This is a genomic window from Paracoccus sp. R12_2, from assembly GCF_017744015.1.
Classification (GTDB): domain Bacteria; phylum Pseudomonadota; class Alphaproteobacteria; order Rhodobacterales; family Rhodobacteraceae; genus Paracoccus.
Genome location: NZ_JAGHRA010000003.1, coordinates 121,229 through 133,449, shown reverse-complemented (window position 1 = coordinate 133,449; position 12,221 = coordinate 121,229). Strand labels below are relative to the sequence as shown.

Below are 12,221 nucleotides of genomic sequence, written 5' to 3'. Positions count from 1 at the left end.
GCGGGATCAGCGGCGCAGGGCGCGCAGGCGCAGCCCGCCTTCGATCAGCAGGGCGGCCAGCACGATCTTGACCAGATCGCCCAGAATGAACGGGGTAAAGCCTGCGGCCAGCAGCTTGTCGGCGGGAACAAAGGCCGACAGCCATGCAAGCCCGCAGGCATAGACCAACGCGATCCCGGCCAGCATCGCGACCATGCACCCGACCAATGCGCGGCCCTGCGCCAGCCACCCGGTCACCAACGCCATCAGCGCCATGCCGATCAGGAAGCCGCCCGTCGGACCCAGCGCATATGCCAGCCCGATGCCGCGTTCGGGCGATCCGGCGAAGACCGGCAAGCCCGCAAGCCCCGCGCCCAGATAGGTCAGATAGGCGGCAAGCCCCAGCCGTGGCCCCAGCGCCGCCGCGATCGCCATGACCGCCATGGTTTGCAGCGTCATCGGGACCGGCCAGAACGGAACCTGGGTCTTGGCGCTCAGCGTGATCAGGGCGGCGGCGACCAGGCTGATGCCGATGGCGCGGGCCGGGCTGAGGCCAAGTGTCTGACGATTGGTAAGCTGCATGGGAAATCCCTCCGGATGGATCGCGAATCAGAACCGGGTCTGCCCTTCGCGCATATATCTCGATACCGAGGTTATGGACCGGCTTCGATGATGGGTGCAACCTTGACGCTCGTCCGGTGCCGCCGCGGTGCCGCGACTTGCGGCAGTGCGCTGCACCAGCAGCCTTGTTCGGCATCAGAGGCAGGTGATCGCCCACAGGTTTCTTGTCCGGTTGCACCATGGATTGTCCGAATCGAAACGACTCGGTCCGGTTTCCGGCGTGTTTCCTTGAACGGCATCGACGAAGCGGATAGCGTGATGGGTGTAGTCTGTTGACCGTGGCATGGTAACGCCGATGAGGATTTCCCGCTCAGTGATCGCAGCTCCGCCCGTCGCGCCGCCAGCCATCTGTCTGCGGCTTGCCGATACGCTTGACCGGCCGGGCCGATGATCGAAAACAGACCAGCCTCGGGCAAGCCCTGTCCCGCGTTTCGCGCGGTTCACGACCCGGCTTGGTTCTTTCCATCGGCCGGGCACAGTCAGGCCGTCAGGGTGCTGTTTCACGGTGCCGAATCCAGCCATCGGCTGACCCTTCTGACGGGCGACACGGGCACCGGCAAGACGCTGTCGATGCGGGTCGTCGCCGCGGAACTGCGCAACGAATTCACCGTGGGCTGGATTGACGCAACCAAGGGTGCCTTGCGTGATCCGCTTGCCAGTGTTCCCGCGGCGTTCGGCTTGAAAATTCCCGGGGCCGGCGCGGGAGATGTCCTGCTGCGCATGCAGGAATTTCTTGGCGATCAGAACCGTCAGGGCCGACCGGCGATCCTGTTCGTGGACGACGCGCATCTGTGTCGTCCCGACGCCCTTGAGGATCTGCGCGGGCTAAGCGATCCGGGCGGGCGTGGCGCGGACACGATGCCGTTGCTGATGGCGGGTGCGCCGTATCTTCGTGCCCGACTGACAGATCCGCAGCATCGTGGATTGTATCGGCTGATCTCGGGATATTTCGACCTTCCGCCCTTGGGCGTGGACGAGGCACGGGCCTATATCGACCACCGGTTTGCCGTCGCGGGCTGCGAATGCCACGCAGGTGTATCGCCCTTTGAACATGGCAGTGTCAGGGTGCTGCACCATTGGGCCGGCGGCGTTCCCGAGGCGATGAACGAAATGGCCCGGCAATGCCTGCGTCAGGCGCAGGCCGCTGGCCGCGACAGGCTGGACGCGGAGTTTGTCGATACCTGCCTGCGAGAGCGTGGCCTGAAGGCGCGGCCGGGCGCGGGCGTGGCCGACAGGCAGGACGTGCCTTCGGTGGAACCGGGACAGCCCGTCGTGGAACTGCCTGTACGTGCAGCGCCGCCGCCGACCACCGCCCCCCCATCATCGACTGTGCCGCGCCACGAGATGCCGCCGGTGATCGATGGGGACCAGCCGGTGTCCACGACGCGCAGCCTGCCGGTCCTGACCTCGCAGCCGGTACGGGCGGAAAAATCGGCATCATCTTCGCCGGGCCTTTCGCGCGCGGCCTTCGTGCTGGCGATCGCCGGCGCTGCGGGGGCGCTGTATTGGTGGCAGATCCGTGAACGCAATCCGGACCTGACGACCATTGCCGACACCGACACACAGCCCGCGCAGTTGCGTCCGGACCCGGACGACCTGCCGCCCAGTGCATTTACCCAGTTCGCCCAGAATCCGGAGCTGCCGCCGGTCGCACAGGTCGAACGGATGGTGTCCATGCCCGACCCCGCAGCTTTGATGGCAGAGGCCCTTTCCATCGGGCAGGATGAACCGGAAGATGCGGCGCTGCTGTATGAACGTGCGGCGATCCACGGCAGTGCGCGCGCGGCCTATTATCTGGGGCAGGCTTTCGAGATCGGCGAAGGCGTGAATGCCGATCCGAACCGGGCGCGAAGCTGGTATGACACGGCAGAGGGTATCTGGGGTGCGACAGACCGTCTGGAAGGTCTGTCGGACCAACCCGTGGTGCAGGCTGCGGCATCGGCACCCGTCCCGGTCCTGCAGGCGATCCTGCCCTCGGGACAGCTGGAGCTGCACTGGCGGGCGGCCGAGGGCGAAAGCCCCGCGACCTTCGCGATCGAAACCGAATCCGATGACGTCACAGATCAGGGTGTCGCACGGATACAGCGGATCATCACGGATCGTTCCGCCGTTCTGCTGGAAAATGTGCCGGCGCGGTGGCGCTTTGTCACGATCGGCGCCGATGGAGAGGATGTGGCCGCGACCGACTGGTTCGCGGCCCCCGATTCCGACGGTTGATCAGCACCCCATGACGGCACAGATGCTGCGGCGATAGGCGGCGTTCGCGTCGCTTTCGGGATCGCTCATCGTCGGTGCGGTGCAGTTCGCGACGTAATCTGGACTGATGCCGCGATTGACGCAGGCGCCGATGCTCCAACCCGGCGGGATCGCATCAAGATCCACATCCTGCCATTTCGGATGGCCGCGTGCCTTCAACTGTTCCAATTGCGTCAGGATCAGGGACGACAGGTCCGAGACGGCGGTACAGGCATCGCGGTGATAGCTGTTGCCGCGCATGTTGTATTCGTAGGTCATCAAGACCGCCTTTACCGCGACCAGCTCGACGGGCTCGGTCTGAAACGGATAGGTGTTGGCGGGAAGGGTCGAGGGCGTATAGACGCTGGTCAGCGTGTCATCCGAGATCGGGACAAGGTGAAAGCGGTCGCCGTCGATGTTGCCTTCGGAATACAGCGAAGCGGGCGCGCCTGCGACATAGATGAAGGCATCGACGCGGTCCGCATTCAGCGCATCCAGCCCTTCCTTCGGTCCCAGCGGCAGACGTTCCGCAGGCTCTATCCCACTGAGCGACAGCATCAGGGACGATGTCAGGAACGTCCCGCTGTCCTCGTCCCCGACGCCGACCCGCTTTCCGGCCAGATCGGCAAGGCTGGTGATGTCCTTCTTGGCAAGGATATGGACCTCTTCCTCATACAGGGGAAAGGCGATGCGGACGCCCTGAATGGCCCGCGCGACGACAGGATCCTGGCTTGCAAACGTCTGCATGTATTCCAGCACGTCGTTCTGGACGATGCCGAACTGGGTGTGCCGCCGCTGACGCACCGCAAGGAAATTCTCGAGGGAACCGGCCGATTCGACCACGCCCATCTGCTGGCCGCAACCTGCCATCAGGTTCTGCATGTCGCGACCGAACTGAATATACGTGCCCGTCGCCGAGCCGGTCATGATGTTGATACGCGGTTCCTGCGCTAGGCCGGGCAGGGCCGCCGCCCCGATGAAGCCTGCGACAAGCGCGGCGCCCCGCAAGATCTTGGACAAACGCATGATACTCTCTCCTTGGAAACGACGTGGGGCCATTCAGCAACGCTCCAGGCGTGACATCAGGGCCAGCAGCGTCTGCCGGTTGATCGGGTTCTGCACCTGGCGCAGCGCGTCGGGCGCGCATGCGCCTTCGATCAGCAGGATGCGCAGGCGGGAAAGCTGCGCCGCATCGGGCGGAAGCCCCGGCGCCGAAGCAAGCGCCGCATCAACATCCGCCGCGTCGCGGGGTCGGGATGCAGCGGGGGCTGCCGCTGGTTCGGGCTGGATTTCCGATTGTATCGGGTCTGCCGCCTGCGCCGCCGCGACAGGGGCAGATTCCGCAGCTTCCGACTGGGTGGCCGTCAGTGCCTCGCGTTGATCACGCAAGGTCGCGATCTCGGCGCGCAGGCTTTCGGCCTCGGATGCCAGTGCATCGCGGGCGGACTGCTGTTCGCTGACAGCCTGCGCGACACGTTCGCGCTCGGCCTGCAACTCCGCCAGGCTTTCGACCTCTTGCGACAGTTCCCGGCGTTGCTCCGTGATCGCTTCGATCTCGGCGCGAAGATCTGCGAGTGTGTCCTCGCCCTCGGCCTGTTCAGCCTGCAGTTGTTCGATGCTGTCGGACATCTGGGCGCGGGCGCTTTGGGCGGCTTCGGTCTCGGACTGCAGTGACTGACGTTCCTCGGACATCTGGGCCAGTTGCTCTTCAAGCTCGCGCGCACGCTCGGTCATCTGAGCTAGTTCCGCGCGGCGGCCGGCCAGTTCCTCATCCAGACGCGCCGAACTTGCCTGCTGATCCTGCAGCTTCTCAGCCAACTCGGTCTGCTGCGCGACGCTGCTTTCCAGATCCTGCTGCCGCGTGGTCATCTCTGCGATCCCGTCGCGAAGCTCGGTGCTTTGTGCATCAAGCCGGGCGATTTCCTCGCGGCGCTCCGCGATCGTCTGGGCAAGCGCGTCGGCGTCGGCCTGTTGCTGTACTGCGTCCTCGCCCTGTTCGGTCTGAGATTGCAGCGTGTCGCGGCGTTCGCTCAGTGACGCCACCTCGTCGCGCAGTTGCTGCGCCTGGCCTGTCAGTTCGTCCATCTCGCCTTGCCGCGTGGCGATGGACTGTTCAAGTTCCGCAAGCTTGGCGGTTCCGGCTTCCAGATCGGTCAATTCCTGACGGCGTGCGGCGATGGTTTCCGCCAGACTGGCAGCAAGCTGTTTTTGGTCGGCGATCTCGCCACCCTCGGAAATTTCGGCCTGCAACTCGTCCCGGCGCGCGGTCAGGTTCTCAATATCGGCGCGTTGCTGGTCCGCCTGCTGCTGCAAATCCTGCAAGGCGGCTTGCGCGGTCTGCTGCGCCGCCGTCACCTCGTCACGTTCCGACGTCAGTTCTGCGATCTGCGTCCGCATTGCCCCGGCCTGCGCGGTCAGTTCGCCGAGCGTCGCTTTCTCAGCCTCGGCAGAGCTGCGTGCGGTGTCGATGTCGGCCTGCAGGCTTTCGCGTTCGGCGCCAAGCTTTTCGATCTCGGCGCGAAGGCTGGTCGCCTGGGCGTTCAGCGCCTCGGCCTCCTCGCGCCGCGTCGCGATCATCTGTTGCAGCGTCTCGGCTTCTTGCTGCTGCTGGTCCAGTTCTGCCGCAAGACTGTCGCGCTGCGCCTTCATGTCCTCGGCCTCGGCCATGTCGGACTGCAATGCCTGACGCTTCGCCGCGGCGTCGTCGATCTGGCGCTGCAAGGCGTCCAGTTCGGCCTGTCGGGCAGACAGGGTTTCTGCCAGCGCCTCGGCCGATGCCTGCTTCTCGGCGATGTCGGCGTCCAGTTGCTGCTGCTGTTCGTCCTGCGCGTCCGCCTGACCGATTCGCGCGTCCAGTTCGTCGCGCCGCGCGGTCAGATCGTCAATCTCGGACCGCAAGCCCTGCAATCTTGTTTCGGCCTGGGGAATGTCCGCGTTCAGTTCGTCCAGCTTGGTCTGTGCCTGTTCCGAACGGGCTTCAAGCTGCGCGACCTCTGCATCCATCGTCGCGATGATCTGACGCAAGGCATGCGCGCGCTGCGTCTCGTCTTGCTGTGCGCGCGCCGAAACAGGCGCCGAAATGGCAACCACAAGCAAAACGATCGCTGAACAAACTGACCAGATAAAACGTGCCACGGATTTCTCCTTGCAGTAATATCAAGGATGCTGATTCAGGACTTCTTGTCAACTTTTCAGCGAATTGAATCACAATAATCTGCGATCGATCCAGGTCGGTCCTCGATAATGCTTATCAAAATCGCCGAATGGTACAATCTGGCTTGGTGAAGGCCCCTGATTCGTTCCATTTTTTACCGTGGACGGTTGGAGGGAAAGCCTTTCAGGTACGCTCTGGGCGAGTTCTCCAATATCCCACAGGGTTGCTTTTCACCTTTGAATGCAACCCAAAGATGTTTTGTTGATCTTTGTCCCTCCAAGAGTCGGTGTGATTTCTTCTGAGCCTGCTCAGCGTTCCCTCGGATATTTCTCGCCGCGTCGCGCGATTTAACTTCATCGCGAAAATCTCCTTCCGACGTTGCAGCGTGCCGCCGCGATGTCGCGTCGGTTATTTCTGGAATGCGGGTTGGTCTGATGGCGATTGACAATTCCGACTGATTAAGTCAGGCACCTTCTGGTCGCGAACAGAACTCAGCAGGCAATCATGAAAACCGCATTCAGAATCACATGGCTTGCCAGCGCAAGCGTTCTCGCCCTGTCGGCATCCGCCTTTGCACAAGAGGCGCAGCAGCCCATCGTTCTGGATGCGATCACGCTGACCGCGACGACGGATGTCAGCGTCCAGCCCGAGGGGTATGTCAGTGAATACTCTCAGGCGGCTACCAAATCAGACACGCCGATAGCCGAGATGCAGCAATCCGTGTCCGTTGTCACGACGGATCAGGTCAAGGATCAGGGTGCAGAGAATCTGGGTCAGGCATTGGGTTATACGGCGGGTGTCCACGCGCAGCCGTTCGGAATAGATCCGCGGTTCGACACGCCCTATATCCGCGGCTTCCGGGCCGACAACGCCCAGTATGTGAACGGACTGCGCCAGGGACGATATTTCGGCGCGATTGGCCAAGAACTCTACGGCATGCAGCAGATCGAGGTACTGCGCGGGCCGTCATCCTCGCTTTACGGAGCAGGTTCTCCGCTAGGTGTGATCAATCAGGTGCAGAAGCGTGCCCAAGCCTATGATTTCGGTGAAGCCGGTGTCGGCTATGACAGCAACCAAAGCAGGCAGTTGTTCTTCGATGTCAATCGTGCGCCGTCCGAAACGCTATCCTGGCGGCTTACCGGGATCGGCCGCGACGACAACACGCAGATCGATGACCTGACCAACAAGCGCGGCTATCTGGCAGGTGCGGTCCGGTGGTCGCCCGATGCCGCGACGACCATCGACATCATGGCGAACTACACCAAGGATTCGCCCCTGTCCCCGACCGGAGTGCCTTTCGCACTGACACAAAGCGCGGATGGCGATTACCTGCGCGACCTGTACACGGGTCAGAAGGATTGGGACGACAGCGACCGAACATCGTCCAGCTTCAGCCTTGAACTGAGCCACGAGTTCGACAATGGCTGGAGGCTTAGTCAAGGGTTCCGCTATGAGAAGTTGGACTGGGACTATCGCAGTACCTACGCCATTGCGGTCACCGGGGCGGACACGTTCAGCCGGGGCTCCAGTCGCCAAGAAGAAGACAGCGAAACGATCAGCCTCGACACCCGCTTGTCGGGCGAGGCCATGACTGGTCAAGCCCTGCACAAGCTGTTGTTCGGCGTGGATGTTCGACAGTACGACGCCTATGAAAGCAGCCAGTTTGGCACCGCCAGCGATCTGAATTGGCGCGATCCAGACTATTATGCCGGTGGGCGCACGTTCCCAGGCGATCCGAATGCGGGTGACTCGAAGCTGCGTCAGGTCGGCATCTATGCCCAGGACGAGGTCGAGTACGGGAACTGGCGCGGTTCCCTTGGCCTGCGCTATGACTGGGTGGAACAGACCGGCGAACGTTACGGAACCGTGTCCGAGTACAAGGACAACAAGGTAACCGGTCGCATCGGCCTTGGATATGTCATGGCCAATGGCCTTACGCCATATGCCAGCTATTCGACATCCTTCGATCCGCAGGCTGGGCAGGATATTGATGGAAACGCCTTGCGTCCGACCGAGGGCGAGCAGTGGGAGCTTGGGGTAAAATACCAGCCGACGGCGTTTGACGGGCTGATCACCGCGTCGCTGTATGATCTGCGCCAGAAGAATGTGAACAGGTCTGTGCTGGAAGGCGGGATCTCCGGCATCCGGCAGATCGGTGAGGTCAAGTCGCGCGGCCTTGAGATCGAGGCGACCGCCGAAATCGCAGATGCCTGGAAGCTGCGCGCCGGCTACGCCTACAACAAGACCGAGCAGGTCGCACCTGAGGGCGATCCGCTGAATGGCAACCAGCTGGCGGACGCCCCGAACCATATCGCCAGTATCTGGCTTGATCGCGAATTTGCGAATGGCCTGCGTGTCGGAGGCGGTGTTCGCTACATCGGGGAACGCTTCATCGATGCGGCCAACTCGGCCGAACTGGACAGCGTGACCCTGGTGGATCTGGGTGCCGCCTACAGCCGCGACAATGTCGAGATGTCGTTGAACCTGACCAACATCACCGATGAAGTCTATGTCAGTGCCTGCGGATTTTCATATTGCTCCTACGGCGAGGGGCGCACCGTCAGCGCAAAAGTCACTTACAAGTGGTGACCGGACGGGCCGCAAAGTCCGGGCCTGATCGCCGTGCCATCCTGACCGCCGCCGGCCTGTGGCTGGCGGCGGCATCGCCGTTGCGGGCCTTGCCCTCGCAGCCGCGGCTTGCGGCGATCGACTGGGCGATGCTGGAGACCGCGATCCTGATCGGCCACATGCCCGTCGCGGCCTGCGAACTGATCCGCTATCGCGAGGATGCGATACAGCCGAAGGTCCCGGCGAAGGTCGTCGACCTGGGGCTGCGCGGTGCGCCGAATTTCGAACTGCTGCAACTGACCCGCCCCGACCTGATCCTGACCTCGCCCTACTACACGCGCTATCAGGACCGTCTGGAGTCGCTGGCGCCGGTGCTGAACCTGCCATTCTATATTCCCGGTGAAGCGCCGCTGCCCAAGGCATTCGCCGCGGTTGATGCGCTGTCGGCTGCGGTCGGCGATCCGGATGCAGGCGGGCAGGCGACGGCACGGGCCGAGGCCGAGCTGGACGATCTGGCCGCGCGTCTTCGTGGCTTCTCGGATCGGCCTGTCGCGCTGGTCAATATCGGCGATGCCCGGCATCTGCGGGCCTTTGGCTTTGACAGCCTGTTCGGCAGCACTCTGGCCCGGCTTGGCCTGCGCAATGCCTGGACCGAGGGCACCCGGTTCAGCTTTCTGGCGCCGGTTCCGATCGAGCGGCTTGCCACCATGCCCGAGGCGCGGCTGGTGGTTGTCGGCGATATCCCCGTCGCGGCGCACCGCGCCCTGCGGCGCAGCATCCTGTGGCAGGCGCTTGCCCCCGTCGCCGAGGGCCGCCTGTATCAATTGCCCGATGTGAATGCCTTTGGCGGCATCCCGGCCGCCCTGCGTTTCGCCCGGTTGCTGGCCGGGGCATTCGCGTCCGGACCGATCGGCTGGTCATGAGGCCCGTGCTGCGCCTGTGGTTGCCGCTTGCGGCGGTCTTCAGCGTCGCGTTGTGGCTGGCGCTGGCCGCGCGGATGCTGCCAGTGGCACAATGGCCCGCGCCGCCCTTTGATCCTCAGGCAATGAGCCTGGATCAGATCCTGATGGCTTTCGGCATGATGCCGCGCGGTGTGATCGCGCTGTTGGCAGGGGCTGCGCTGGGTCTGTCGGGGGCAATCCTTCAGGCCGTGCTGCGCAATCCGGTGGCCGATCCGACGACGCTGGGGATTTCGGCGGGGGCGCAGCTGACGCTGGTGCTGGCGACGATCCTTGCACCGGGTCTGCTGACGTGGGGACGATGGCCGGTGGCGATGGCCGGTGCCGGACTGGCGGCCGCGCTGGTTCTTGCCATCGGTGCAAGGCGGGGATTCGCGCCGGTCACGATGGTGATCGCCGGGATGCTGGTCGGCATGACCGCCAGCGCCATCGCGACCGCTGTCACGCTGTCCCAGGGGCAGTATCTTCTGTCGCTGGTGATCTGGAATGGCGGATCTCTGGTCCAGCAGGACTGGTCGGGGGTACAAGCCCTGGCGCTGGTGCTGGCGGCGGGCGGGATCGGCGCTGCGCTGCTGGCCCGGCCTCTGCGGGTGCTGTCGCTTGGCGTCGAAGGCGCGGGTGGTTTGGGGCTGAACGTGGCGGTGGTGCGTGTCACCGCGGTCGCGCTGGCCGTCTGGATCGCCGCCAGCGTCTCGGCCGAGCTGGGGCTGATCGCCTTTGTCGGGCTTGCCGCACCTGCCCTGGCGCGGACGGCGGGCGCGCGCGGGATCGGGCAATTGCTGGCGCTGTCGCCGCCGATCGGCGCGCTGATCCTGTCGGTCTGCGACGGGCTGGTGCTGGCCATCGCGGGGCAGGGCGGCGAGATGTTTCCCACCGGCGCCCTGACCGGCCTGATCGGTGGTCCGCTGCTGATCTGGCTTCTGCCACGTCTGCGCGGCTCGACCCCGCCCGGAACCGAGGCCGCCGAAGGACCGGCGCCACGCCTTGTGCGGCCGGGCCGGTTGCTGGTGGCGCTTGGCATCGGGCTGGTGCTGGCCGCGCTGGTGCTGATCTGGATCGGCCGGGTGCCGGGGGGATGGGCGGTGCTGGACTGGGATAGTTTTCGCGCCTTCCTGCCGATGCGGGCGCCGCGGCTGATCGCCGCTGCCTCTGCCGGGGCGGCGCTGGCACTGGCCGGTGCGATCCTGCAGCGACTGACCGCGAACCCGCTGGCCTCGCCCGAGGTGCTGGGCGTGTCGGGTGGCGCGTCGCTTGGCTATGCGGCGGTGATCTTTCTTGCGACCGCGCCGGGCGCCGCGCTGCTTGCGATTGGCACGATGGCGGGCGGCGCCGTTGCGCTGGCGCTGGTCGCGTCCTTCGTCAGTCGCCGCGACATGCCGGCCGAACGGATCCTGCTGGCGGGGATCGCGGTGTCGGCGCTGGCTTCGGCGGTGCTGTCGGCGATGATGGCGGTGGGCGATGCGCGATCCTGGGCGATCCTGAACTGGCTCAGCGGGTCGTCCTCGGCGGTGACGATGCCGGCGGCGATGGCTCTGGCGGCGCTGGCCGCCGCCTTGCTGGGATTCACGCTGGCGGCGCGGCGATGGCTTGGGGTGTTGCCGCTTGGTGCGGACGTCGCGGGGGGGCTTGGCCTGCCGCTGCGGCGGGCGCGACTGATACTGATCCTGCTGGCGGGGGTGGCGACCGGCGCGGCGACCGTTCTGGTCGGCCCGCTATCCTTCGTCGGGCTGATGGCCCCGCATCTTGCCCGGCGTGTGGGCCTGGCCCGTCCCCGGGATCATGTGACCGGGACGGCGCTGATCGGGGCCGCGCTGATGCTGGCCGCGGATTTCGGCGCCCGGATGGCCGGGTTTCCCTATGAACTGCCGCTTGGCCTGTTCGCGTCACTGATCGGTGCGCCATGGTTGATCTGGCTGATGATGAGGTCCGTGCGATGAGCCTGTTCGCTATCGAAGATCTGGTCGTGGATGTTCCCGGCCGCCGACTTCTGGACGGGATCACGCTGGACCTGCCCGCGGGCAGGGTGATCGCGCTGATCGGCCATAACGGGTCGGGAAAATCGACCCTGCTGAAGGTGCTGGCACGGCAGATCACTGCCTCTGGCCGTGTCGCATTCGAAGGTCGCGCGCTTGGCGACTGGCATGCTCGCGACTATGCCCGCCGCCTGGCGTTTCTTCCCCAGACTACCCCCCCGGCCGAGGGGATGCTGGTGCGCGAACTGGTCGCGCTTGGCCGCTATCCCTGGCACGGTGCGCTGGGGCGCTTCGGGCCGCAGGATCACGCGGCGGTTGCTGGCGCCATGGCCGAATGCGGGGTCGCGGCCCTTGCGGACCGGCTGGTGGATACCCTGTCCGGCGGCGAGCGGCAGCGGGTCTGGCTTGCGATGATGGTCGCGCAAGAGGCCGGGACGCTGCTTCTGGATGAACCGATCAGCGCGCTGGACATCGCCCATCAGGTCGAGGTGCTGGCGTTGGTTCGTCGCATGTGCCATGCCGAAAACCGCAGCGCGGTGATCGTGCTGCACGAGGTGAACATGGCGGCCCGGTTCTGCGACCATGTCGTTGCCCTGAAGGGCGGACGTCTGGCGATGCAGGGCAGTCCCGCCGACCTGATGCGTCCTGCCACGCTGCAAGACATATACGGCCTGCCGATGCAGGTGCTGACCCGTGATGACGGCACCCCCATTGCCATTCCTGCCTGAGGAT

At 64.8% G+C, this 12,221-nt stretch carries 9 protein-coding genes; 5 read left to right on the top strand and 4 right to left on the bottom strand.

The annotated features are described in order from the left end of the window. Positions 1-6: 6 nt before the first annotated feature. Together J7359_RS04970 and J7359_RS04965 are read right to left on the bottom strand one after the other, a co-directional pair. Positions 7-561 carry a biotin transporter BioY gene (locus J7359_RS04970; protein ID WP_209055443.1) on the bottom strand — a complete coding sequence of 185 codons (555 nt, stop codon included), beginning with the start codon at positions 559-561 and terminating at the stop codon, positions 7-9. Positions 562-735: 174 nt separating this feature from the next. Next, complete coding sequence (locus tag J7359_RS04965; RefSeq protein WP_209055442.1) at positions 736-948, bottom strand: hypothetical protein; 213 nt, start codon at positions 946-948, stop codon at positions 736-738. A gap of 39 nt (positions 949-987) precedes the next feature. On the opposite strand from J7359_RS04965, the gene J7359_RS04960 reads away from it, so the two are divergent. Further along, a complete protein-coding gene (locus tag J7359_RS04960) occupies positions 988-2,817 on the top strand; it encodes an AAA family ATPase (protein WP_209055441.1) in 1,830 nt (609 codons plus the stop codon). Here J7359_RS04960 and J7359_RS04955 read toward each other — a convergent pair whose 3' ends face one another. Both J7359_RS04955 and J7359_RS04950 read right to left on the bottom strand, forming a co-directional pair. After that, entirely contained in the window at positions 2,818-3,861 is a 1,044-nt protein-coding gene (locus tag J7359_RS04955; RefSeq protein ID WP_209055440.1) for a TAXI family TRAP transporter solute-binding subunit, read from the bottom strand. It lies immediately after the preceding gene. Positions 3,862-3,894: 33 nt separating this feature from the next. Continuing rightward, positions 3,895-5,970, bottom strand: a complete 2,076-nt coding sequence (locus J7359_RS04950; RefSeq protein ID WP_209055439.1) for a hypothetical protein — start codon at positions 5,968-5,970, stop codon at positions 3,895-3,897. 523 nt (positions 5,971-6,493) lie between these two features. Between J7359_RS04950 and J7359_RS04945 the strand changes: the two genes are divergently transcribed. The 4 genes from J7359_RS04945 to J7359_RS04930 are packed head-to-tail and all read left to right on the top strand — an operon-like array spanning position 6,494 to position 12,217. Next, positions 6,494-8,578 carry a TonB-dependent siderophore receptor gene (locus tag J7359_RS04945; RefSeq protein ID WP_209055438.1) on the top strand — a complete coding sequence of 695 codons (2,085 nt, stop codon included), beginning with the start codon at positions 6,494-6,496 and terminating at the stop codon, positions 8,576-8,578. Beyond that, the gene (locus tag J7359_RS04940; protein ID WP_209055437.1) at positions 8,575-9,480 is read left to right on the top strand and encodes an iron-siderophore ABC transporter substrate-binding protein; all 906 of its coding nucleotides are present in this window, start codon (positions 8,575-8,577) and stop codon (positions 9,478-9,480) included. The genes J7359_RS04945 and J7359_RS04940 overlap by 4 nt, the downstream gene beginning before the upstream one ends. After that, positions 9,477-11,453, top strand: a complete 1,977-nt coding sequence (gene fhuB / locus J7359_RS04935) for a Fe(3+)-hydroxamate ABC transporter permease FhuB (RefSeq protein WP_209055436.1) — start codon at positions 9,477-9,479, stop codon at positions 11,451-11,453. Before J7359_RS04940 ends, fhuB begins: the two co-directional genes overlap by 4 nt. Then, positions 11,450-12,217 carry an ATP-binding cassette domain-containing protein gene (locus J7359_RS04930; protein ID WP_209055435.1) on the top strand — a complete coding sequence of 256 codons (768 nt, stop codon included), beginning with the start codon at positions 11,450-11,452 and terminating at the stop codon, positions 12,215-12,217. The genes fhuB and J7359_RS04930 overlap by 4 nt, the downstream gene beginning before the upstream one ends. Positions 12,218-12,221 lie beyond the last annotated feature (4 nt).

What these genes read in the sequence shown, in the direction of transcription:
- J7359_RS04970 (WP_209055443.1), bottom strand. Translation starts at nt 561, where the DNA reads ATGCAGCTTACCAATCGTCAGACACTTGGCCTCAGCCCGGCCCGCGCC.
- J7359_RS04965 (WP_209055442.1), bottom strand. Translation starts at nt 948, where the DNA reads ATGGCTGGCGGCGCGACGGGCGGAGCTGCGATCACTGAGCGGGAAATC.
- J7359_RS04960 (WP_209055441.1), top strand. Translation starts at nt 988, where the DNA reads ATGATCGAAAACAGACCAGCCTCGGGCAAGCCCTGTCCCGCGTTTCGC.
- J7359_RS04955 (WP_209055440.1), bottom strand. Translation starts at nt 3,861, where the DNA reads ATGCGTTTGTCCAAGATCTTGCGGGGCGCCGCGCTTGTCGCAGGCTTC.
- J7359_RS04945 (WP_209055438.1), top strand. Translation starts at nt 6,494, where the DNA reads ATGAAAACCGCATTCAGAATCACATGGCTTGCCAGCGCAAGCGTTCTC.
- fhuB (WP_209055436.1), top strand. Translation starts at nt 9,477, where the DNA reads ATGAGGCCCGTGCTGCGCCTGTGGTTGCCGCTTGCGGCGGTCTTCAGC.
- J7359_RS04930 (WP_209055435.1), top strand. Translation starts at nt 11,450, where the DNA reads ATGAGCCTGTTCGCTATCGAAGATCTGGTCGTGGATGTTCCCGGCCGC.